At 73.7% G+C, this 21,205-nt stretch carries 24 protein-coding genes; 19 read left to right on the forward strand and 5 right to left on the reverse strand.

Annotated features, from left to right (window positions below):
- Positions 1–5: 5 nt before the first annotated feature.
- On the forward strand, positions 6–1,193 hold the full coding sequence (gene ftsY, locus DQ239_RS11425) for a signal recognition particle-docking protein FtsY (protein WP_113834525.1): 1,188 nt from the start codon (positions 6–8) through the stop codon (positions 1,191–1,193).
- Between the two features lie 9 nt (positions 1,194–1,202).
- On the opposite strand, the gene DQ239_RS11430 is transcribed toward ftsY, so the two are convergent.
- Positions 1,203–2,309, reverse strand: coding sequence for a HoxN/HupN/NixA family nickel/cobalt transporter (locus tag DQ239_RS11430; RefSeq protein ID WP_199582894.1), 1,107 nt, complete (start codon positions 2,307–2,309; stop codon positions 1,203–1,205).
- A gap of 248 nt (positions 2,310–2,557) precedes the next feature.
- Here DQ239_RS11430 and DQ239_RS11435 point away from each other — a divergent pair, with 248 nt between their 5' ends.
- From DQ239_RS11435 to DQ239_RS11460, 6 genes are all read left to right on the forward strand, one after another.
- Positions 2,558–3,889 (forward strand): ammonium transporter, encoded by a 1,332-nt coding sequence (locus tag DQ239_RS11435; protein WP_113834527.1) that lies wholly within the window; start codon positions 2,558–2,560, stop codon positions 3,887–3,889.
- On the forward strand, positions 3,886–4,224 hold the full coding sequence (locus DQ239_RS11440; protein ID WP_026856120.1) for a P-II family nitrogen regulator: 339 nt from the start codon (positions 3,886–3,888) through the stop codon (positions 4,222–4,224). The genes DQ239_RS11435 and DQ239_RS11440 overlap by 4 nt, the downstream gene beginning before the upstream one ends.
- A gap of 91 nt (positions 4,225–4,315) precedes the next feature.
- A complete protein-coding gene (locus tag DQ239_RS11445) occupies positions 4,316–6,667 on the forward strand; it encodes a [protein-PII] uridylyltransferase (RefSeq protein WP_113834528.1) in 2,352 nt (783 codons plus the stop codon).
- Between the two features lie 118 nt (positions 6,668–6,785).
- Positions 6,786–6,989: a hypothetical protein gene (locus DQ239_RS11450; RefSeq protein WP_113834529.1), complete on the forward strand. Its 204-nt coding sequence runs from the start codon at positions 6,786–6,788 to the stop codon at positions 6,987–6,989.
- A gap of 69 nt (positions 6,990–7,058) precedes the next feature.
- Entirely contained in the window at positions 7,059–8,624 is a 1,566-nt protein-coding gene (gene ffh / locus DQ239_RS11455; protein WP_113834530.1) for a signal recognition particle protein, read from the forward strand.
- Complete coding sequence (locus tag DQ239_RS11460) at positions 8,621–9,712, forward strand: amidohydrolase family protein (protein ID WP_233489097.1); 1,092 nt, start codon at positions 8,621–8,623, stop codon at positions 9,710–9,712. Before ffh ends, DQ239_RS11460 begins: the two co-directional genes overlap by 4 nt.
- On the opposite strand, the gene DQ239_RS11465 is transcribed toward DQ239_RS11460, so the two are convergent.
- On the reverse strand, positions 9,709–10,962 hold the full coding sequence (locus DQ239_RS11465; protein WP_113834531.1) for a HAMP domain-containing sensor histidine kinase: 1,254 nt from the start codon (positions 10,960–10,962) through the stop codon (positions 9,709–9,711). The genes DQ239_RS11460 and DQ239_RS11465 overlap by 4 nt on opposite strands.
- Positions 10,959–11,648 (reverse strand): response regulator transcription factor, encoded by a 690-nt coding sequence (locus DQ239_RS11470; RefSeq protein ID WP_113834532.1) that lies wholly within the window; start codon positions 11,646–11,648, stop codon positions 10,959–10,961. The genes DQ239_RS11465 and DQ239_RS11470 overlap by 4 nt, the downstream gene beginning before the upstream one ends.
- A gap of 114 nt (positions 11,649–11,762) precedes the next feature.
- Here DQ239_RS11470 and DQ239_RS11475 point away from each other — a divergent pair, with 114 nt between their 5' ends.
- Positions 11,763–12,269: a hypothetical protein gene (locus DQ239_RS11475; protein ID WP_147252088.1), complete on the forward strand. Its 507-nt coding sequence runs from the start codon at positions 11,763–11,765 to the stop codon at positions 12,267–12,269.
- A 54-nt stretch (positions 12,270–12,323) separates the two neighbouring features.
- Positions 12,324–14,072, forward strand: coding sequence for a proline--tRNA ligase (locus DQ239_RS11480; protein WP_113834534.1), 1,749 nt, complete (start codon positions 12,324–12,326; stop codon positions 14,070–14,072).
- On the opposite strand, the gene DQ239_RS11485 is transcribed toward DQ239_RS11480, so the two are convergent.
- Positions 14,069–14,461 carry a VOC family protein gene (locus DQ239_RS11485; RefSeq protein ID WP_113834535.1) on the reverse strand — a complete coding sequence of 131 codons (393 nt, stop codon included), beginning with the start codon at positions 14,459–14,461 and terminating at the stop codon, positions 14,069–14,071. The two genes, DQ239_RS11480 and DQ239_RS11485, sit on opposite strands and share 4 nt — an antisense overlap.
- 164 nt (positions 14,462–14,625) lie before the next feature.
- Here DQ239_RS11485 and rpsP point away from each other — a divergent pair, with 164 nt between their 5' ends.
- From rpsP to DQ239_RS11535, 10 genes are all read left to right on the forward strand, one after another.
- A complete protein-coding gene (gene rpsP / locus DQ239_RS11490; RefSeq protein WP_113834536.1) occupies positions 14,626–15,096 on the forward strand; it encodes a 30S ribosomal protein S16 in 471 nt (156 codons plus the stop codon).
- Positions 15,097–15,099: 3 nt separating this feature from the next.
- Positions 15,100–15,336 (forward strand): RNA-binding protein, encoded by a 237-nt coding sequence (locus DQ239_RS11495; RefSeq protein WP_113834537.1) that lies wholly within the window; start codon positions 15,100–15,102, stop codon positions 15,334–15,336.
- An 11-nt stretch (positions 15,337–15,347) separates the two neighbouring features.
- Positions 15,348–15,893, forward strand: coding sequence for a ribosome maturation factor RimM (gene rimM, locus DQ239_RS11500; protein WP_199582896.1), 546 nt, complete (start codon positions 15,348–15,350; stop codon positions 15,891–15,893).
- On the forward strand, positions 15,890–16,627 hold the full coding sequence (gene trmD / locus DQ239_RS11505) for a tRNA (guanosine(37)-N1)-methyltransferase TrmD (RefSeq protein WP_113834539.1): 738 nt from the start codon (positions 15,890–15,892) through the stop codon (positions 16,625–16,627). Before rimM ends, trmD begins: the two co-directional genes overlap by 4 nt.
- Before the next feature lie 5 nt (positions 16,628–16,632).
- Positions 16,633–17,133: an NUDIX domain-containing protein gene (locus DQ239_RS11510; protein WP_199582898.1), complete on the forward strand. Its 501-nt coding sequence runs from the start codon at positions 16,633–16,635 to the stop codon at positions 17,131–17,133.
- Between the two features lie 149 nt (positions 17,134–17,282).
- Complete coding sequence (gene rplS / locus DQ239_RS11515) at positions 17,283–17,639, forward strand: 50S ribosomal protein L19 (RefSeq protein ID WP_113834540.1); 357 nt, start codon at positions 17,283–17,285, stop codon at positions 17,637–17,639.
- Positions 17,640–17,714: 75 nt separating this feature from the next.
- Positions 17,715–18,662 (forward strand): signal peptidase I, encoded by a 948-nt coding sequence (gene lepB / locus DQ239_RS11520; RefSeq protein ID WP_113834541.1) that lies wholly within the window; start codon positions 17,715–17,717, stop codon positions 18,660–18,662.
- A 255-nt stretch (positions 18,663–18,917) separates the two neighbouring features.
- Complete coding sequence (locus DQ239_RS11525) at positions 18,918–19,631, forward strand: response regulator transcription factor (RefSeq protein WP_113834542.1); 714 nt, start codon at positions 18,918–18,920, stop codon at positions 19,629–19,631.
- Between the two features lie 139 nt (positions 19,632–19,770).
- Positions 19,771–20,565 (forward strand): ribonuclease HII, encoded by a 795-nt coding sequence (locus DQ239_RS11530; protein WP_113834543.1) that lies wholly within the window; start codon positions 19,771–19,773, stop codon positions 20,563–20,565.
- Positions 20,562–20,882, forward strand: coding sequence for a DUF2469 domain-containing protein (locus DQ239_RS11535; protein WP_091764971.1), 321 nt, complete (start codon positions 20,562–20,564; stop codon positions 20,880–20,882). The genes DQ239_RS11530 and DQ239_RS11535 overlap by 4 nt, the downstream gene beginning before the upstream one ends.
- Before the next feature lie 6 nt (positions 20,883–20,888).
- On the opposite strand, the gene DQ239_RS11540 is transcribed toward DQ239_RS11535, so the two are convergent.
- On the reverse strand, positions 20,889–21,119 hold the full coding sequence (locus DQ239_RS11540; protein ID WP_113834544.1) for a hypothetical protein: 231 nt from the start codon (positions 21,117–21,119) through the stop codon (positions 20,889–20,891).
- Between the last annotated feature and the right edge of the window lie 86 nt (positions 21,120–21,205).

The following is a 21,205-nucleotide window of genomic DNA, read 5'->3' on the forward strand; positions in this document are numbered from 1 at the left end:
GGGACATGGAATTCGTGCTGATCGCCATCGCGATCCTCGTGGTCGGGCTCGTCGCCGGGATCGGTCTGCTGGTGAGCGCCGGACGGCGCACCACCCGCCTCGACGACGACGCCGCCACCGGCACGACCCTCACCCGGCCCCGGCCGCCGGAGACCGCGACGCCGGCCCCACCGGCGCCCTCCGGGTCGACCGCCTCGGGCCTGGGCCTGCCGCCGGAGACCGCCGAGCTGCCCCCGGCCGAGCCCGAGCCGGGGCTGGTCTTCGAGACGCCGCCGCCGTCGGCCGGTCGCCTGGTGCGGCTGCGCTCCCGGCTGGCGCGCTCGCAGTCGTCGCTGGGGCGCGGGCTGCTCACCGTGCTGGCCCGCGAGCGGCTCACCGAGGACGACTGGGAGGAGCTCGAGGAGACCCTCCTGGCGGCCGACATCGGCATCGGGGCGACCACCCGGATCGTCGAGCGGCTGCGCACCCAGTCGATGGTGCTGGCCACCGCGTCGCCGGCCGAGCTGCGCGAGCTGCTCGTCTCCGAGCTCACCGCCGTCCTCGGGCCCGACCTGGACCGGACGCTGGGCACCGACCGGCACGACGGGCTGCCCGGCGTCGTCCTGGTCGTGGGCGTGAACGGAGCGGGCAAGACGACGACGGTCGGCAAGATCGCGCGGGTGCTCGTCGGTGACGGCAAGAGCGTGATCCTGGGCGCGGCCGACACCTTCCGCGCCGCCGCCGCCGACCAGCTCGAGACGTGGGGCGAGCGGGTCGGCGTGCTCACCGTGCGCGGCCGCGAGGGCGGCGACCCCGCGTCGGTCGCCTTCGAGTCCGTGCGCACCGGCGTGGAGGCGGAGGTCGACACCGTCGTCGTCGACACCGCGGGCCGGCTGCACACCAAGTCCGGGCTCATGGACGAGCTCGGCAAGGTCAAGCGGGTCGTGGAGAAGCAGGCGCCGGTCACCGAGGTGCTGTTGGTGCTCGACGCGACGACGGGGCAGAACGGCGTCGTCCAGGCCCGCGTCTTCACCGAGGCCGTCGAGGTCACCGGCGTGGTGCTCACCAAGCTCGACGGCACCGCGAAGGGCGGCATCGTCGTCCGGGTGCAGCAGGAGCTGGGCATCCCGGTGAAGCTGATCGGGCTGGGGGAGGGGGCCGACGACCTGGCCCCGTTCGAGCCGCGGGCCTTCGCCGAGGCGATCGTCGGCTGACGCCGGAGGTCAGGACGGCGAGGAGCTGGGCGCCCACCGCTCCTCGATGCGGCCGAAGCGCCACACGGCCACCGCCGCGAGCCAGGCGACGACGAAGAGGCCGACGATCGCGAACCCGACGTAGCCCAGGTCGAGCGAGGCGGCCCAGGCGAGCGGACCGGATTCGACGCCCGCCTGCTCGACGATCAGCCCGAGGAGGACCAGCGCGCCGATCACGAGGGCGACGAGGACCGACAGCAGGGTGACGGTCAGGTTGTAGAAGACCTTCCGGACCGGCATGAGGAAGGCCCACCCGTAGGCGCGGGTCATGAGCACGCCGTCGGCGGTGTCGAACAGGCTCATGCCGGCCGCGAAGAGCACCGGCAGCACGAGGATCGCGTACCAGGGCAGCACGAAGGCCGCGGAGCCGGCGGCCAGCACCAGCAGCGCCACCTGCGTGGCGGTGTCGAAGCCCAGCCCCATGAGCAGGCCGACCGGGTAGAGGTGCCAGGCCTTGCTCACCCGCCGGGTCACCCGCCCCAGGAGCCGGGCGAGGAAGCCGCGGTTGTGCAGGTGGTGCTCGAGCTCGGCCTCGTCGAACTCACCGGAGCGCATCCGCCGGAACACCCGCGCGATGCCGATGGCGGCCACCAGGTTCATCAGCCCGATGGCCAGCAGGAACACCCCGGCCACGAGCGTGCCGATCAGCCCGAGGGTCTGCCCGACGGGGGAGTCGCCGTCCTGGACCACGCCGGCGACCGAGCGCACCCCCAGGACGAGCAGCAGCGCCGCCCCGAACACGACCGAGGAGTGCCCGAGGGAGAACCAGAACCCGGTGCCGACCGCGGACTTCCCCTCACCGACGAGCTTGCGGGTGGTGTTGTCGATCGAGGCGATGTGGTCGGCGTCGAAGGCGTGCCGCACCCCGAGCATGTACGCGGTCAGCCCGACGCCGACGCCGAACACCCCGGTACTGCCCAGCTGGTAGCCGTGCGGCGCCACCGCGAACAGCAGCACGCCCCAGCCGACGAGGTGGAGCACGAGCACGAACAGGCCCATGCCCGCGATGGACCGCCGGTCGGCGGGCGAGAAGCGCCCAGGGGCGGCTGCGGGGGAGGGCGAGAGAGTGGGCGGCACGTCCGGACCTTATTGCAGGTCGTTTGCAATTAGCCACGGGAGGAGCCGGGGAACGGCGCAGCGGGGCCCGCGCAACACGACCGCAACGAGGGGCGCCGACACGCGGTGCGGAGTTCACCGCCGCGAAACAACGACGCGCTGCCGGCAGAAACATCCGCGCGGCACGGTGAACGCCACGTCGCCCTCACCCCGCAGGGACCGGCGCCACCGACCGGCCGTCCGGCCGACGACCCCCTCAGGAGGTTGCCGTGGTCAACACCGGCGACACCGCCTGGATCCTCACCAGCGCGGCGCTCGTGCTGCTGATGACCCCAGGCCTGGCGCTCTTCTACGGCGGCATGGTCCGCGCGAAGAGCGTGCTGAACATGATGATGATGAGCTTCGGGGCGCTGGCGCTGATCAGCGTGCTCTGGGTGCTCTACGGCTACTCGATGGCCTTCGGCGACGACGTCGGCGCCGGCCTCCTCGGCGACCCGTTCCAGTACTTCGGCCTCGAGGGCCTGATGGAGGACACGACCAGCGAGGCCGGCGGTCTGCCCGCGATGGCCTTCGTCGGCTTCCAGGCGGTCTTCGCGATCATCACCGTGGCGCTGATCTCCGGCGCCATCGCCGACCGCGCCAAGTTCGGCTCCTGGATGGTCTTCGCCGGCGTCTGGGCCACGATCGTCTACTTCCCGGTCGCGCACTGGGTGTTCGACTTCAGCCTCGACGACCACGTCGGCGGCTGGATCGCCAACAACCTGGCGGCCATCGACTTCGCCGGCGGCACCGCGGTGCACATCAACGCCGGTGCCGCGGGTCTCGCGCTCGCGCTGGTGCTCGGCAAGCGCCGCGGCTTCGGCCGGGAGGCCATGCGGCCGCACAACCTCCCGCTGGTCATGCTCGGCGCCGGCCTGCTGTGGTTCGGCTGGTTCGGCTTCAACGCCGGTTCCGCCGTCGCCGCCAACAACACCGCCGCGGTCGCCTGGGTCAACACCCTCGTCGCCACCGCCGCCGCCGCGCTCGGCTGGCTCGCCACGGAGCGGATCCGCGACGGTCACGCCACCTCGCTGGGCGCCGCGTCCGGGGTCGTCGCGGGCCTGGTCGCCATCACCCCGGCCTGTTCGTCGCTCTCGCCGGTCGGGTCGATCGTCGTCGGCGCGATCGCCGGTGTGCTCTGCGCCCTCGCCGTCGGCCTGAAGTACCGGCTCGGCTACGACGACTCGCTCGACGTCGTCGGCGTCCACCTCGTCGGTGGCCTGTGGGGCACGATCGCCGTGGGCTTCTTCGCCACCGCGGCGGCTCCGGCCGGCGTCGACGGCCTCTTCTACGGCGGCGGCGCCGACCAGCTGTGGCGCCAGGTCGTCGGGGCGCTCGCGGTCCTGGTCTTCTCCTTCGTCCTTACGCTGGTCATCGGCCTCGCCATCCAGAAGACGATCGGCTTCCGGATCACCGAGGAGGACGAGGTCACCGGTATCGACAACGTCGTGCACGCGGAGTCGGGCTACGACTTCGCCTCGCTCGGCAGCAGCGGTTCGACTGCACCATTGGCCGGCCAGGCGCGCGCCGAGGCCCGTAGCACGGAAGGGAGCCGGGCATGAAGCTCGTCACCGCCATCGTCAAGCCGTTCAAGCTCGACGACGTCAAGAACGCCCTCGAGCTGATCGGCATCGCCGGTCTGACCGTCAGCGAGGTCCAGGGCTTCGGCCGCCAGCGCGGCCACACCGAGGTGTACCGCGGCGCGGAGTACCAGGTGGACTTCGTCCCCAAGGTCCGCATCGAGGTCGTCGTCAGCGAGCTCGACGCCGCCCGCGTCGTCGACGCCGTGGTCGAGGCCGCCTCCACCGGGCAGATCGGCGACGGCAAGGTGTGGGTCACCACGATCGACGAGATCGTGCGGGTCCGCACCGGCGAGCGCGGCGACGACGCGCTCTGACGCACCGAGCACACCCGCGGCGGCCGGGGTGGTGGCACCGCCCACCACCCCGGCCGTCGCACTTCCTGCTGGACCACCGGAGGGGGAACACGTGCTGGACACCGAGGCGCTGCCGGGACTGGGCCGCGCCGACCGCGTGCAGGTCGTCGACAGCTGGCTCGCGGGCCTGCTGGACGACGCCGTCGCCGGCACACCCCCGCCCCTCCCGCGCCGCGGCGGCGCCCCGCCCCGCACCGGCACCGACGGCCTGGCGCTCGTGGCCGTCGGCAGCCTGGGCCGCCGCGAGCTGCCGCCCTACGGGGACCTCGACCTCGTGCTGGTCCACGACGGCCGCCCGGAGATCGCGGCCGTCGCCGACGCGCTCTGGTACCCGGTGTGGGACGCCGGTCTGCGGCTGGACCACTCGGTGCGCTCGGTCGACGACGCCGTCGCGGTGGCCTCCAGCGACGTCAAGGCCGGGCTCGGGCTGCTCGACGCCCGGCTGGTGGCCGGCGACGCGGACCTCGCCGCCCGGCTGCGCACCGCCACGCTCGCCAGCTGGCGGCAGGCCGGGTCGCGGCTGCTGCCCGCCCTGCGCGACCTGCGCCGGACCCGCGCCCGGCAGGTCGGGGAGCTGGCCTTCCTGCTCGAGCCCGACCTCAAGGAGGCCTTCGGCGGGCTGCGCGAGGGTCAGGTGCTGCGCGCCGTGGCGGCCGCCCAGCTGGCCGACGAGCCCACGGCCGAGGTCGAGGCCGCCTACTCCTTCCTGCTCGACGTCCGCGACGAGCTCCGCCGGCGCAGCGGCCGGCCGACCGACGTCCTGGTCCGCCAGGAGCAGCGGCCGGTCGCCGTGGCGCTGGGCCTGCCGGGCGAGGACGCCCTGCTCCGCGAGGTCAGCCTGGCCGGCCGCCGGCTGGCCTTCGTCGCCGACGAGACCTGGCGGCGGGTGGAGGCCGCGCTCGTGCGCCGTCCCCGCAGCCGGTACCGGCGGGTGCGCCGCGAGCCGCTGGCCGAGGGCGTGGTCCGCCAGGGCGACGAGGTCGTGCTCGCCCGCGACGCCCGCCCCGGCGCCGATCTGGGGCTGCTGCTGCGGGCCGCGGCCGCCGCGGCGCGGGTCGACCTGCTGCTCTCGCCGTACACGCTCAAGGTCCTGGCGGTGCACAGCCAGGAGCTGCCCGAGCCGTGGCCCGCGGAGGTGCGCTGGTCGTTCCTCCGGCTGCTGGCCAGCGGGCGCTCCGCCGTCCCGGTGCTCGAGCAGCTGGACCAGGAGGGCCTGCTGTCCCGCCTGATCCCCGAGTGGGACCGCGTGCGGTCGCTGCCGCAACGCCACCCCTGGCACCGGTTCACCGTCGACCGCCACCTCGTCGAGGCCGCGGCCGCCGCCGCCGAGCTGACCCGGGACGTCGACCGGCCCGACCTGCTGCTGGTGGCCGCGCTGCTGCACGACATCGGCAAGGGCTGGCCGGGCGACCACAGCGAGGTGGGGGAGCCGATCGCCGCGGCCATCGCCGCCCGCATGGGCTTCGCCGAGGCCGACGTCGCGATGATCGGCACGCTCGTGCGCCACCACCTGCTCCTCCCGGCGACGGCGACCCGCCGCGACATCGACGACCCCGCCACCATCGACCGGGTCGCCGCCACGATCGGCGCCGACGCCGCCGTCCTCCAGCTGCTGCACGCGCTGGCGCAGGCCGACGGCGCCGCCACCAGCGCCTCGGCCTGGTCCCCGTGGAAGGCGCACCTCGTCGCCGCGCTGGTGGCCCGGGTGCAGGGGAAGCTGGTCGGCGGGCCCGTGGAGGAGACCAGCCCCGTGCTGCACCCCGCCACCCCTCAGGTGACCGCCGCCATCCCCGACGTCCCGGGGCTGGTGACCGTCGGGATCGAGGACGTCGCCGACGGCCAGCAGGTGACCATCGGGGCGCCCGACCGGCCCGGTCTGCTGAGCACCTGCGCCGGCGTGCTGGCGCTCAACCAGCTCGACGTCCGGGCCGCGAAGATCACCGTGGCCGACGGCTACGCCACCAGCGTGTTCGCCGTGCGCCCGCGCTTCGGCCGGGCCCCGGTGCCGGAGATCCTGGCCGACGGCGTGCGGGCCGCGCTGGAGGGCACCCTGTCCCTGGCCGAGCGGCTGCGGCAGCGGGAGGCCGACTACCGGGAGGACGGCGTGCGGTCCGCGCCGCCACGGATCTCCTGGCACAACAGCGAGGTGAGCGGGGCAGCGACCGGCATCGTCGAGGTGCGGGCCGGGGACCGCGCGGGACTGCTGTACCGGCTGACGGCGGCGATCGCGGGGGAGGGGCTCGACGTCACCTCGGCCCGGATCGAGACCCTGGGCGCCGACGCGGTGGACAGCTTCTACGTGTGCAACCCCTCCGGTGACGCCGTCGACGCGGAGCAGCGGCAGCGGGTGGATGCGGCCCTGGTGACGGCGATGCGGCCGGCGGTGGAGACGCCGCGGACCTAGCTCCGGCGGACGCGGGGTGGGAGACACGCCGGCCGGCGGTGTCCGGGAACTGTCGGTGGGGCGTGCTTGTGTCGGTGCCGAGCGGGACGGAACGGTCCCACCGGGGGAAGGATCGAGCGTGGACCGCGAGCTGTGGCACTGCTCCGACTGCGGCGACGAGCGCGAGTTCGTCCAGCCGCCGTGCACCGACGGGCACACCGAGGACGGCGGGCACTGCCCGGAGTGGGCCTGCGTCGACTGCGGCACCGCCCTCGTGACCGGGGTTGTCGTGCTGCAGCCGGCCGTGGTGGCCGCCACCGTGCGCGCCCGCATCGCCGCGTAGCCGCAGTCGATACCCTGGGGTCAGGTGGCACGGGTCTCCCGTGCCCGTGACTCCAGCTGAGGACGTGCTGTGTTCGAGACCCTCTCCGACCGCCTGGACAAGGTCTTCACCGGCCTGCGGGGCAAGGGTCGGCTGACCGACGCCGACATCGACGCCACCGCGCGCGAGATCCGCATCGCGCTGCTCGAGGCCGACGTCGCGCTGCCCGCCGTGCGGGCCTTCATCGACGCGGTCAAGCAGCGCGCCCGCGGCGCGGAGGTCTCCCAGGCGCTCAACCCGGCGCAGCAGGTCATCAAGATCGTCAACGAGGAGCTCATCGGCATCCTCGGCGGCGAGACCCGCCGCATCCGGCTGGCCAAGCAGTCGCCGACGGTGATCATGCTGGCCGGTCTCCAGGGTGCCGGCAAGACGACCCTCGCCGGGAAGCTCGGCCGCTGGCTCAAGGAGCAGGGGCACACGCCGCTGCTCGTCGCGGCGGACCTCCAGCGCCCCAACGCGGTCAACCAGCTGTCGATCGTCGCCGGACAGGCCGGTGTCGACGTCTTCGCGCCCGAGCCGGGCAACGGCGTCGGCGACCCGGTGCAGGTGGCGCGGGACTCGATCGACCACGCGCGGCGCACCATGCACGACGTCGTCGTCGTCGACACCGCCGGCCGCCTCGGCATCGACGCCGAGCTCATGCAGCAGGCCGCGGACATCCGCGACGCGGTGCGGCCCGACGAGACGCTGTTCGTCGTCGACGCGATGATCGGCCAGGACGCCGTCACCACCGCGCAGGCCTTCCAGGACGGCGTCGGGTTCAGCGGCGTGGTGCTGACCAAGCTCGACGGCGACGCCCGCGGTGGTGCGGCGCTGTCGGTGCGGCACGTGACCGGCCAGCCGATCATGTTCGCCTCCACCGGCGAGAAGCTCACCGACTTCGACGTCTTCCACCCCGAGCGGATGGCCTCGCGCATCCTCGGGATGGGCGACGTGCTCACCCTGATCGAGCAGGCCGAGAAGACCTTCGACGCCGACCAGGCCGAGCGCATGGCGGGCAAGCTCGCCTCCCGCGAGGGCTTCACCCTCGAGGACTTCCTCGAGCAGATGATGGCGATCCGCAAGATGGGGCCGATCGCGAACCTCCTCGGCATGCTGCCCGGCGCCGGCCAGATGAAGGAGCAGCTCAAGCAGGTCGACGACCGCGAGCTGGACCGCGTGGCGGCGATCATCCGGTCGATGACGCCGCAGGAGCGGGTCAACTCGAAGATCATCAACGCCTCGCGGCGGGTCCGCATCGCCAACGGCTCGGGCGTGACGGTGACCGACGTCAACAACCTGCTGGAGCGGTTCGCCCAGGCCCAGAAGATGATGGGCCAGATGGCCGGCAGCATGGGCATGCCGGGCATGGGGCCGATGTCGAAGAAGGCCCGCGGCCGGCAGATGCAGGCGCAGTCGAAAAAGGGCAAGAAGGGCAAGGGCGGCAAGGGCAAGGGCGGCCCCGCCCGCCGTCCGGTCGGCGCCCCCGGGCTGCCGCCCGGCGCCGGCAACCCGTTCGGTGGCGCGGGCGGCCTGCCCAGCCTGCCGCCGGGTCAGGGCCTGCCCGACCTCACCAAGCTGAACTTCGACCAGTTCAAGGACGGCAGCGGCCGGTGAGCCCGACGCCGTCCCCGCTGCACCTGTCCGGTGTGGTGCTGCCCCAGGGCGAGCACCGCGACGTCTGGGTGCGCGAGGGGCGGTTCACCTTCGAGCCGGTGCCGGGCGCGGAGACCGTCAGCCGCGGCGGCTGGCTGCTCCCCGGCCTGGTCGACGCGCACTGCCACGTCGGCATCCTGCGCGGCGGCGGGCACGCGGAGGACCTCTCCGCGGCGCGCGCCCAGGCGCTGACCGAGCGCGACGCCGGCGTGCTCGCGCTGCGCGACTGCGGCTCACCGGTCGACACCCGGGCGCTGGACGGCGACCCCGACCTGCCGACGATCATCCGCGCCGGGCGGCACATCGCCCGCACCCGCCGCTACATCCCCGGGCTGGGCGTGGAGATCGAGCCGGAGGACCTCGTCGAGCAGACCCGCGTGCAGGCCCGACGGGGCGACGGCTGGGTGAAGCTGGTGGGCGACTGGATCGACCGCTCCGTCGGCGACCTGGCTCCCGAGTGGCCGGCCGACGTCGTGGCCGCGGCGATCGCGGCGGCGCACGAGGAGGGCGCCCGGGTCACCGCGCACACCTTCGGCACCGACGCGTTGCCCGCCCTCATCGAGGCCGGCATCGACTGCATCGAGCACGGCACCGGCCTCACCGAGGAGCTCATCGGGCAGATGGCCGCCCGGGGCACCGCCGTCGTCCCGACGCTGGTGAACGTGGAGAACTTCCCTGGGTTCGCCGCGGCGGGGGAGAAGAAGTTCCCGACCTACGCCAGCACGATGCGGCGGCTGTACGCGAACTCCGGGGCCGTCGTGCGGGCCGCGTTCGAGGCGGGCGTGCCGGTGTTCGCGGGCACCGACGCCGGCGGCGGTATCGACCACGGGGTGATCGCCGACGAGATCCGGGCGCTGTGCGAGGCCGGCATCCCCGCCGCGGACGCGGTGGCCGCAGGCTCGTGGAGGGCGCGCGAGTGGCTGGGGCTGCGCGGCATCGAGGAGGGCGCCGTCGCCGACGTCGTCGTCTACGACCGGGACCCGCGCGCCGACCTCGACGCCCTGCGGTCGCCGCAGCGGACGATCCTGCGCGGTCGCGTCGTCGGCTAGGCAGCCGACGGCGGCCCGAGGACGAGCGTCACGGTGGTGCCCGAGCCGGATGCGGTGATCGTCATCCGGCCGCCCGAGCCCTCGGCGGTGCGCCGGGCGATGTCCAGGCCCAGACCGGTGGAGTGCGCGCCGCTGCGGCCCCGCGCGACGGCGCCCTCGGGCATGCCCGGCCCCGCGTCGCGGACGATCAGCTCGCCGCCGCCCGCGGGCCCCGGCCGGACCGCGACGGTGAGCGGCGTCCCCTCGGGGGTGTGCGCGAAGACGTTCCCGAGGAGCCCGTCGACGGCGGCGCCGAGATCGGCCGCCGACACCCGGACCGGCGTCGGCGCCGCAGGCAGCTCCACGGTGAGGGTGCGGTGCTCCTCCTCGGCGAGGACCGACCAGAACCGGGCCCGCTCGCCGACCACGGCGCCGGCGTCGCAGCCGGCCCCCAGCCCCTCGCGAACGCTGCGGCGTGCCTCGGAGATGACCTCGTCGATGCCGCGGCTGACCGCGTCGACGTCGTCCAGCAGCCGCTCGCGGTCACCCGGCGGCAGGCCCTCGACGTCGAGCCGCAGCGCGGTGAGCGGGGTGCGCAGCCGGTGGGCCAGGTCGGCGGCGTTCTCCCGTTCGGCGTCCAGCAGCTCGCCGATCCGCCCGGCCAGCCGGTTGACCGCACCGGCCACCGCGCGCACCTCGGCGGGGCCGGCGGGCGTGGCGCGGGCGGCGAGCTCGCCGTTGCCCAGCCGGTGGGCGGTCTCGGCGAGCTCGGTGACGGGACGGGTCATCGTGCGGGCCAGCCGGTCGGCGACGACGAGGGCGAGGACCAGGAGGGTCACCCCCAGCGCCCCGAGCACCAGCCAGGTGCGGGTCACCCCGGCGCGCAGCGTCTCCGCGTCGACGAAGACCTCGATCAGCGCCTCGCCGTCGGCCCGCTGCACCGGCTGCAGCAGCAGCACCCCGGACGCCGAGTCGGTCCGCGCGGCACCCGACGGGGTGCCGACGTCCCGGTCGGCGGGGTCCCCGAGCCAGGTGCCGTCGGTCCAGCGGACGGCGGTGCGCAGGTCGTCGGAGGTGCCGACCAGCCCCGCCGCGACCTGCTCGCGCGGGTCCAGCCCCACCGACGGGGTCAGGAACTGCAGCTGGGCCTGCGCCGCGTCCAGCGCCCGCGCCTCGGCCACCCGGGCCACGAGCGAGGCGGCCGGCAGGAGGAACGCCAGCAGCACGATGGAGGTGGTCGCCGCGACGAGCAGCGTGATCTGCCGCCTCACGGCTCGGGCTCGGCCAGGCGGACGCCCACCCCGCGCACCGTCTGCAGCAGCCGCGGTTCGGCGGCGGACTCGCCGAGCTTGCGGCGGAGCCAGGACAGGTGGACGTCGACGGTCTTGTCCGATCCGCCGTAGGGGAGCTGCCACACCTCGGTGAGCAGCTCCCGCTTGGTGACGACGGTGCCGGCGCGGGCCGCCAGGTAGGCGAGCAGGTCGAACTCCTTGGGCGACAGCTCCACCGCCCGGCCCGCCCGGGTCACCCGCCGGCTGCGCGGGTCCACCGTCACGTCGCCGACGGTCACCGCGGCCGAGGTCGCCTCGGCGTCGCCGGCGGCGCGGCGCAGCACCGCCCGGATCCGGGCCTCCAGCTGTCCGGCCGCGAAGGGCTTGACGACGTAGTCGTCGGCGCCGGCGTCGAGCGCCTGCACGATGCTCTCCTCGTCGTCGCGGGCCGTCGCGACGATGACGGGGACGGCGGAGACCGCCCGCAGCATCCGCAGCAACTCGCGACCGTCGAGGTCGGGCAGCCCGAGGTCCAGGAGCACCAGGTCGGGACGCTCGTCGACGGCCAGCCGCAGGCCGTCGAGCGCGGTGCCCGCCGAGGTCACGGCGTGCCCGCGGTCGCGGAGCGCGCGGATCAGCGCCGCGCGGATCCGCTCGTCATCCTCGACCACCAGGAGCTGGGCCATGCCGGGGACGCTAGCGGCGCTCGCCCGCCCGCAGGTGCGTGTCGACCCGATCCGGTGGTGCCCTTGACGCCGTCTTGGGGCGCCGTTAACCCTCGCCGTCGGAGGGTCTGCGCCATGAAGCGAACCATTGCACTCGGAACCGCCTGGACCGTGTCCGCGGCGGCTGCTGTCGGCCTGGGCTTCCTGGCCGTGTCCCTCGTCGACGCCTCGGCGTCGCCGGGATCGACGCCGGCGTCGGTGACCACCACCTCCGCCGCGCCGACGTCCGGAACCACCGCGTCGTCCTCCCCGTCGGCCACCGGCCAGTACGACACGGTCGGGGGCACCGTCGTCGCCGACTGCGCCACGGGAACGCCCGTCCTGGCCGGCGTCCCCGCCGCGGGCTGGTTCGTCGACGACTCGAACGACCCGGGGGAGATGGAGTTCGAGAGCGGGGAGCAGAAGGTGGAGGTGCACGTGGTCTGCACCGGCACCGAGCCGGTGTTCGGCCTCGACGACTCGTCGTCCTCGTCGCCGTCCACGTCACCGACGTCGTCGTCGTTGCCCACGACGGGCTCGGACGACGCCCCCGGGGACGACTCCGCCGGCCGGGTCGGTGGCGGGCACGGCGCCGACGACTGAGCGCTCCCGGGCCCGGCGGGAGAAATCGCTCGCCGGGCCTGGGAGACTGCGACCGTGCTCCTTCGCATGTCGACGCTGTTCCTGCGCACCCTCCGCGACGACCCGGCCGACGCCGAGGTCGCCAGCCACCGGCTCCTGGCCCGCGCCGGCTACATCCGCCGGGCCGCGCCGGGCGGGTTCACCTGGCTGCCGCTGGGCTACCGGGTGTTCCGCAACGTGGAGCGCGTCATCCGCGAGGAGATGGACGCGATGGGCGCGCAGGAGGTGCACTTCCCGGCGCTCCTGCCCCGCGAGCCCTACGAGGCGACCAACCGCTGGACCGAGTACGGGCCGAACCTCTTCCGGCTGCAGGACCGGCGCGGCAACGACTTCCTGCTCGGCCCCACGCACGAGGAGATGTTCACGCTCCTGGTGAAGGACCTCTACGGGTCCTACAAGGACCTGCCGGTCTCGCTGTACCAGATCCAGACCAAGTACCGGGACGAGGCGCGGCCCCGGGCGGGGCTGTTCCGCGGCCGCGAGTTCACGATGAAGGACAGCTACTCCTTCGACGTCGACGACGCCGGCCTGGACCGGAGCTACGCGCAGCACCGCGACGCCTACATCCGGATCTTCGACCGGCTGGGCCTGGAGTACGTGATCGTCTCGGCGATGTCCGGCGCGATGGGCGGCTCGAAGAGCGAGGAGTTCCTGCACCCGACCGAGATCGGCGAGGACACCTTCGTCCGCTCCGCCGGTGGCTACGCGGCCAACGTCGAGGCCGTCACCACCGTCGTCCCCGACGAGGTCCCGTTCGACGGACTGCCGGCCGCGCACGTCGAGGACACCCCCGACACCCCGACGATCGAGTCGCTGGTCGCCGTGGCGCAGCAGCTCTTCCCGGAGGCCGGCTACACGGCGGCCGACACGCTGAAGAACGTCGTCGTCAGCGTCGTGCACCCCGACGGCACCCGCGAACCGCTCGTCATCGGCCTGCCCGGCGACCGCGAGGTCGACGACAAGCGCCTCGAGGCGCAGCTCGCGCCGGCGGAGATCGAGGCGTTCACCGAGTTCGACCAGCACCCGCTGCTGGTGAAGGGCTACATCGGCCCGCAGGTGCTGGGTGCGGAGAGCGAGTCGAAGATCCGCTACCTGGTCGACCCGCGGGTGGTCGCCGGGACCCGCTGGATCACCGGCGCCAACGAGCCGGGCAAGCACGTCTTCGACCTCGTCGCCGGCCGCGACTTCACCTGGGACGGCGTCATCGAGGCCGCCGAGGTGCGCCCCGGTGACCCCGCGCCCGACGGCTCCGGCCCGCTGGAGCTCGCCCGCGGCGTGGAGATGGGCCACATCTTCCAGCTGGGCCGCAAGTACGCCGAGGCGCTGGACCTCAAGGTGCTCGACGAGAACGGCAAGCTGGTCACGGTGACCATGGGCTCCTACGGCATTGGCGTCTCCCGCGCCGTGGCGGCCATCGCCGAGTCCACCCACGACGAGCTCGGGCTGGTCTGGCCGCGCGAGGTGGCGCCTGCCGACGTGCACGTCGTCGCCACCGGCAAGGACGCCGCCGTGTTCGAGGCGGCCGAGGCGCTGGCCGGCGAGCTGGTCGCCGCCGGGCTCACCGTGCTCTACGACGACCGGCCGAAGGTCTCGCCCGGCGTGAAGTTCAAGGACGCCGAGCTGCTGGGGATGCCGACCATCGTGACGGTCGGGCGCGGTCTGGCCGAGGGCGTCGTCGAGGTCCGCGACCGGGCGTCGGGCGAACGCGAGGAGGTGCCGGTCGCCGAGGCCGCTGCCCGCGTGCTGGCCGCCGTCCGGGGCTAATCGGCGACCAGCTCGACCTCGTAGCCGTCGGCGTCCTCGAGGTAGGCCGCGCGGTGCTCCGAGCCGCCGGCGAACGGGTGCCGGTCGGTGAACATCAGCGCCCAGCCGTGGTCGGGCGCCTCGGCGACCAGGGCGTCGAGGTCACCGGGGGAGCCGACCCGGAACGCCAGGTGGTTCAGGCCGGGGGAGCGGCGCTCGTGCCGGTCGCCCACGAGTGCCGGCGACTGCTCCACCACTACGTAGGTCCCGTCGGGCATCCAGCGCCAGGACCGGCCGTGCTCCCACGACTGGTACGGCTCGGCGCCGAGGCGGGTGAGCAGCCACCCCCACGAGCGCTCGGCGCGGGGCAGATCGGGCACCCACAGCTCGATGTGGTGCAGCGGACTCATCCTGTCCACGGGGCTCCTCTCGCGATCTGGCATCATGGCGGGTCGAACATGGCGGCAGCGGCCCTCTCACCGGTGCCGACCGTGTCCATCGCTCCGCCCCGGCGTACCCCCACACGCCGCACCGGCGGGCAACCACACAGCGTTCGAGGAGAACACCACACACCGTGGCCACCAAGATCAAGCTCATGCGCCTGGGCAAGATGCGCGCGCCGTACTACCGCATCGTCGTCGCCGACGCCCGCACCAAGCGGGACGGCCGCTCGATCGAGACGATCGGCAAGTACCACCCCAAGGAGGAGCCCTCCTTCATCGAGGTGAACAGCGAGCGGGCCCAGTACTGGCTCGGTGTCGGCGCCCAGCCGACCGAGGCCGTCACCGCCATCTTCAAGGTGACCGGCGACTGGCAGAAGTTCAAGGGCGAGGCCGCGCCGCCGCCCATGCGGGTCGCCGAGCCCAAGCCGGACAAGAAGGCCCTCTACGAGGCCGCCGTCCGCTCCGGCATGGACGAGCCCACCACCGACGCGACGACGGCCAAGAAGAAGGCCGCGCCGAAGAAGGCCGCTGCTGAGGCCCCGGCAGCCGAGGCCGCCGCTCCCGAGGCGGACGCCGCCCCGGCCGAGACGCCCGCCGAGTAAGACGTGCTCGAAGACGCGCTCGAGCACCTGGTCAAGGGCATCGTCGACCACCCGGACGACGTGACGGTCGACCTGCTCACCAACCGCCGCGGCAAGACCCTGGAGATCCGGGTGCACCCGGACGACCTCGGCAAGGTCATCGGCCGCGGCGGCCGGACCGCCAAGGCGCTGCGCCAGGTGATGACCGGCGTCGGCGGACGCGGCCTGCGGGTCGACGTCGTCGACACCGACGGGCGCTGAGCACCTCTCCCTTGCCAGGAACACCGCACGACGACGACACCGTGGTGGTCGGCCGCATCGGCCGGCCCCACGGTGTCCGTGGTCTGGCCACCGTCGAGGTCCGCACCGACGACCCCGATCTGCGCTTCGCCCCGGGGACCGTGCTCCGCACCGACCCGGCCGCGCGGGGTCCGCTGACCGTCGTGGACAAGCGCTGGCACAGCGGCACGCTGCTGCTCCAGCTCGCCGCTCCCTCCGGGGAGGTCTACGACGCCCGCGAGACCGTCGACACGCTGCGCAACACGATGCTGCTGGTGCCGGTGGCCGAGCTGCCCGAGATCGAGGACCCCGACGCCTTCTACGACCACCAGCTGGTCGGGCTCAGCGCGCGGCTGCCCGACGGGTCGGTGATCGGTGAGGTCACCGCCGTCCGGCACGAGGCGCAGGACCTGCTCGTGGTCCGCCGTGGCGAGGGCGGGGAGGTGCTCGTCCCCTTCGTGGCCGCGATCGTGCCGACCGTCGACGTGGCCGGCGGCTTCCTCGTCGTCGACCCGCCCGAGGGGCTGCTCGAGCTGTGAGCTTCCGCGTCGACGTCGTCACGATCTTCCCGGAGTACCTCGCCCCGCTGCGTCAGTCGCTGCTGGGCAAGGCCGCCGAGCGCGGCCTGGTGAGCATCGGCGTGCACGACCTGCGGCAGTGGACCGACGACGTGCACCGCACCGTCGACGACTCCCCGTACGGCGGCGGCCCCGGCATGGTGATGAAGCCCGAGCCGTGGGCGCAGGCGCTGAAGGCGGTCCGCCCGCCGGGCACCCGCCTGGTCGTGCCCACCCCGGCCGGCCGTCCGTTCACCCAGCGCCTGGCCGCCGAGTGGGCCGCCGAGCCGGGGCTGGTCTTCGCCTGCGGGCGGTACGAGGGCATCGACCAGCGGGTCGCCGACTGGGCTGCCGAGGCCGGTCCGGTCTCCGAGGTCTCCATCGGCGACTACGTGCTGGCCGGCGGCGAGTCGGCCGTGCTCGTCATGGTCGAGGCTGTGACCCGGCTGCTGCCCGGGGTGGTCGGCAACCGGGAGTCGGTGGAGTTCGACTCGCACGCCGACGGGCTGCTCGAGGGCCCGTCCTACACCCGGCCGGCGTCCTGGCGCGGGCACGAGGTGCCGCCGGTGCTGCTGTCCGGCGACCACGCGGCCATCGAGCGCTGGCGGCGCGCGGAGTCGCTGCGGCGGACCGCCGAGCGCCGTCCCGACCTGCTGGCGGCGCTGCCCGACGGCGCCCTGGACGACGCCGAGGCTGCGGCGCTCGAGGGACGCTGAGCGGCGTGCCCGGTACGGCGGTGGTGCGGCCCTCGGCGCGCGTCGTCGTCCTCGACCCCGCCGGGCGGGTGCTGCTGCTCCGGGCCCGGCTGACCGATCCGGACATCCCTCCGGGCGAGGTCCTGTTCTGGTACACCCCCGGCGGCGGCGTGGAGGACGGCGAGTCGCTGCGGACCGCCGCGGTCCGCGAGCTGGCGGAGGAGATCGGCCTGGACGTCGACCCGGCGGCGCTGGAGGGCCCGGTCTGGCTCCGGCGCTTCGTCGGGCCGTTCGCGGGCGTCGCGTTCGACAACCGCGAGACCTACTTCGTGCTCCGCGACGTCGTGCATGAGGTCGATGCACGTGGCCGCACCGAGCTGGAGGTCCTGGGCGACGAGCCGCACCGCTGGTGGAGCGCGGGGGAGATCGCCGCGAGCAGCGAGGAGTTCGCACCCCGCGAACTGGCCGAGCTGCTCCCCGCGCTGCTCGACGGCCCCTGGACCGGGGTACCGCGCATCGTCACCTGAAGATGTGGCACGATGGACCACTGCTGCGCACCGTCGGCCGCGTCGACGGGAGTTCCCCCGGGGAGTCCGCAGCTCCCGGGCACGGACAGCCGGGGTGCTCCGCTGTCCGACCGCATACGAGCCACTGCCAGAACATGAGGACTGCCGCGATGAACACCCTGGACGCACTCGACGCCGCTTCGCTGCGCGACGACATCCCGACCTTCCGCCCGGGTGACACCGTCAAGGTGCACGTCCGCGTGGTCGAGGGCAACCGCTCCCGCATCCAGGTCTTCCAGGGCGTCGTCATCCGCCGCCAGGGCGGCGGCATCCGCGAGACCTTCACGGTCCGCAAGGTCAGCTTCGGCGTCGGCGTGGAGCGCACCTTCCCGGTGCACACCCCGGTCGTCGAGAAGATCGAGGTCCTGGTCCGCGGTGACGTCCGCCGCGCCAAGCTGTACTACCTGCGCGAGCTCCGCGGCAAGGCCGCCAAGATCAAGGAGAAGCGCGACGTCGTCGCACGCTGACCTGCGCTGACATCCGGGCGGTCGTTCCGCCCGTCTGCGTCTCCGGCGGGCCCTCCGCGCCGTACGCTGCTCTCGATGAGCAGTGAACGGCCCGGGGGGCCCGCCGACGTCGTCCCGGGGGAGCCCGACCCGCCACGCGACACCCGTGCCGCAGCCGACCCGGAGGGCCCGATGGACGAGCCCGAGGGCCGCGCCGGACGACGGAGACGCCGCAACGCCGAGGGGAAGAAGGGGTCCCTGCTCCGCGAGCTGCCCGTGCTGCTCGTCGTGGCGTTCCTGCTGGCGCTGGTGGTCAAGACCTTCTTCGTGCAGGCCTTCTTCATCCCGTCCGGGTCGATGGAGCAGACCCTGCACGGCTGCCCGGGGTGCACCGGCGACCGGGTGCTGGTGAACAAGGTGCCCTACTGGTTCGGCGAGCCCGAGCCCGGCGACGTCGTCGTCTTCAAGGGCCCGGACACCTGGACCCCGGAGGTCACCGTCGCCGAGCCGGGCAACTGGTTCACCAGCAGCATGCTGTGGCTGGGCCGCACCGTGGGCGTCGCCCCGCCCAGCGAGGACGACTTCGTGAAGCGGGTCATCGCCGTCGGCGGGCAGACGGTGGAGTGTTGCGACGCCGAGGGCCGGGTGACCGTCGACGGCGAACCGCTCGACGAGCCCTACATCTACGAGAACACCCCGACCGAGCAGCGCTCGTTCGCCCCGGTGACCGTGCCCGAGGGCCGGCTGTGGGTGATGGGCGACCACCGGTCCGCCTCCTCCGACTCCAAGGCGCACGTCTCCGACCGCTACTCCGGCACCATCGGCGTGGACGACGTCATCGGCAAGGCCGCGATCCGGGTGTGGCCGATCAACCGCTTCGGCTTCGTCGGCTCGCCGGACATCCAGGACGTCGAGGCGTCCGCCAGCGGGGTGCAGGCCGGTACCGCCGGGGTGCGCCCCGACCTGCTCGCCTCCTCGGCGGTGGGCCTCGTCGGCGCCGTCCCCGTGGTCGCCTGGCGACGCCGCCGGCGCCGTCGTCGCTGATCCCGCTCCGACCTCGCGGACCGCGCCGTACCCACGGCGCGGTCCGTCGTCGTTCCACCCCCGCCATTCCCGAATGGCTCCGCCGTGCGCGTCAATGCACGACCGATGGTGCGGGTGTGACCCGGAGCGCATTGGTCGATCTGCATCCGGGAAATCGGAAAAATGTCGGAAAAGTGTTCAAGCAACCGTTTCACCCTTCCGATGGAGGTTGTGCAAGCAATTCGGAGTGAAACGGAGTCTGTTGTGTCTGCACCTATGGCGAGCACCGCCCGCGGGGTCACCCGCGTGCTCCTCCTCGCCGACGCGCCCGTCCTGCGTCGTGGCCTGGTCAGCATGATCAACGAGACCGCGGGCATGCAGTCCGTCGGCACCCCCGGCGAGCTGCGCCGCGCCATGACGCTGGCCGAGACGGCCCGTCCGGACGCCGTGGTCGTCGAGCTGGGCTCCGGCCGCGCCGCCACGCTGAACGCCTGCCGCGACCTGCGCCGCCGCTTCCCGCGGGTCGCCATCGTCGCGCTGGCCACCTCCGAGGACCCGGCGGTCGTCAACGAGGCGCTCGCCGCCGGCGTCGGTGGCTACCTGCTGATCAACACCTCGCCGACCCTCCTGGGCTGGGCCATCCTGGCCGCCCGCGCCGGCCGCACCGTGGTCGACCCCCAGATCCGCCGGGTCGAGCCGTCGGCCACCCCGGCTGCCAAGCCCTTCACGCCCGAGGTGCCCCTGACCCGGCGCGAGCAGGACGTGCTCGACGAGCTGCTGCAGGGCCAGTCCAACCGGCAGATCGGCCGCAACCTGTTCATCAGCGAGGACACCGTCAAGAGTCACGTCAAGGCCATCCTGCGCAAGCTGGGTGCCCGCGACCGTGCCCACGCGGTCTCGCTGGTGCTGTCCTCGCGCAGCCCGGTGTGCACCTGCGGTGCCCACGGCGCCGTGCGCGCCGAGGAGCCCGAGGTCTCCGTCGAGCTCTGAGTCGCGAGGGGCACCCCGCCCCTCGAGTGTTCCTCCGCATGCAGGGCCGGTCCTCTCCAGGGCCGGCCCTGCGTGCGTCCGGGGACGGGCCAGTGTCGGTCCGGAACGGGGTTCCCCGGCGTCGTACTGTCGGTGACCGATGGCTGCCCGTCCCGTTCACTCCACCGCCGCACCGGCGTCCCGCCGGCGCCGGCCGACGGCCGGCGAGGAGCGCGCCGACGCGCTCTGGGACATGGAGCGCTCGCTGCGCCGGCGCGGGTTCACGGCCGTCGCCGGCGCCGACGAGGCCGGTCGGGGCGCGTGCGCCGGGCCGCTGGTGGCCGCTGCGTGCGTGCTGCCGGCGGGCAAGCGCGGTCGGGTGCCCGACCTGGCCGACTCCAAGCTGCTGACCGCCGCGTCCCGCGAGCGCGTCTACGCCGAGATCCTCGACCGGGCGGTGTCCTGGTCGGTGGTGCAGATCCCGGTGGAGGAACTGGACGCCCGCGGCATGCACGTCACCAACCTGGAGGCGCTGCGCCGGGCGGTGTGCACCCTGGATCCCGAACCGGACTACGTGCTCACCGACGGGTTCGCGGTGCCAGGGCTCGCGCGGCCGGGCCTGGCCGTGTGGAAGGGCGACCGCGTCGCCGCCTGCGTGGCCGCCGCGTCGGTGCTGGCGAAGGTGACCCGGGACCGCGTGATGGTCGAGCTGCACGAGCGGTGGCCGGAGTACGACTTCGCCGGCCACAAGGGCTACATCACCGACGTGCACACCGCCGCGCTGGAGCGGCACGGGCCCAGTCCGGCGCACCGGATGCGCTTCGTCAACGTGGCGCGGGCGCGCGATGCCCACGCCGGGCGGGTCCACCGGCTGCCCGGCGACGACGCCATGCACGATGATGGGGACATGCGCCCTGTGTCCTGCGAGCCACCGACGAGCACCGAGGACCGATGAGCACCGAGGATCTCGAGAAGTACGAGACCGAGATGGAGCTGCAGCTCTATCGCGAGTACAAGGACATCGTCCGCCAGTTCACCTACGTGGTGGAGACCGAGCGGCGGTTCTACCTCGCCAACTCCGTGGACCTCCAGGTCCGGGAGGCCGGCGGGGAGGTCTACTTCGAGCTGAAGCTCTCCGACGCCTGGGTGTGGGACATGTACCGCCCGGCCCGGTTCGTCCGCAACGTGCGGGTGCTGACGTTCAAGGACGTCAACGTCGAGGAGCTGGACAAGCCCGACCTCGAGCTGCCGGACACCCCGCCCCGCACCTGAGCGCCGTCACTGGTCGAGGGACTGCACGCGCTCGAGGTTCGTCACGTCGAACACCTCGGCGGCCGAGACGACGCTGCCCCTGCCCCCGGCGAGCGGCTTCATGGTCAGCCAGCCCGCGGGGGAGAAGCGGACGAGGGCATCGACCGGCGGCCGGTTGGAGACGACGGCGGTGCGCAGCCGCACGCTGGCCTGGTAGGTGTCCCGGTCGTTGATCTGGACGACCGTCTCGACGTACATGGCCGGACGGTAATCCGGGGGAGGGCCGGTCCCGGTCCACAGACACGCCCCCCGTCCACAGCTTCTCCGGACCGCTGGGCCGCCCG

Source organism: Blastococcus sp. TF02-09, assembly GCF_003319105.1.
GTDB lineage: Bacteria > Actinomycetota > Actinomycetes > Mycobacteriales > Geodermatophilaceae > Blastococcus.

Excerpts from the sequence above, each read along its gene's own strand:
- ftsY (WP_113834525.1), top strand. The coding sequence starts at position 6 with ATGGAATTCGTGCTGATCGCCATCGCGATCCTCGTGGTCGGGCTCGTC.
- DQ239_RS11440 (WP_026856120.1), top strand. The coding sequence starts at position 3,886 with ATGAAGCTCGTCACCGCCATCGTCAAGCCGTTCAAGCTCGACGACGTC.
- DQ239_RS11470 (WP_113834532.1), bottom strand. The coding sequence starts at position 11,648 with ATGGCCCAGCTCCTGGTGGTCGAGGATGACGAGCGGATCCGCGCGGCG.
- DQ239_RS11475 (WP_147252088.1), top strand. The coding sequence starts at position 11,763 with ATGAAGCGAACCATTGCACTCGGAACCGCCTGGACCGTGTCCGCGGCG.
- DQ239_RS11485 (WP_113834535.1), bottom strand. The coding sequence starts at position 14,461 with ATGAGTCCGCTGCACCACATCGAGCTGTGGGTGCCCGATCTGCCCCGC.
- rplS (WP_113834540.1), top strand. The coding sequence starts at position 17,283 with ATGAACACCCTGGACGCACTCGACGCCGCTTCGCTGCGCGACGACATC.
- lepB (WP_113834541.1), top strand. The coding sequence starts at position 17,715 with ATGAGCAGTGAACGGCCCGGGGGGCCCGCCGACGTCGTCCCGGGGGAG.
- DQ239_RS11525 (WP_113834542.1), top strand. The coding sequence starts at position 18,918 with ATGGCGAGCACCGCCCGCGGGGTCACCCGCGTGCTCCTCCTCGCCGAC.
- DQ239_RS11530 (WP_113834543.1), top strand. The coding sequence starts at position 19,771 with ATGGCTGCCCGTCCCGTTCACTCCACCGCCGCACCGGCGTCCCGCCGG.
- DQ239_RS11535 (WP_091764971.1), top strand. The coding sequence starts at position 20,562 with ATGAGCACCGAGGATCTCGAGAAGTACGAGACCGAGATGGAGCTGCAG.
- DQ239_RS11540 (WP_113834544.1), bottom strand. The coding sequence starts at position 21,119 with ATGTACGTCGAGACGGTCGTCCAGATCAACGACCGGGACACCTACCAG.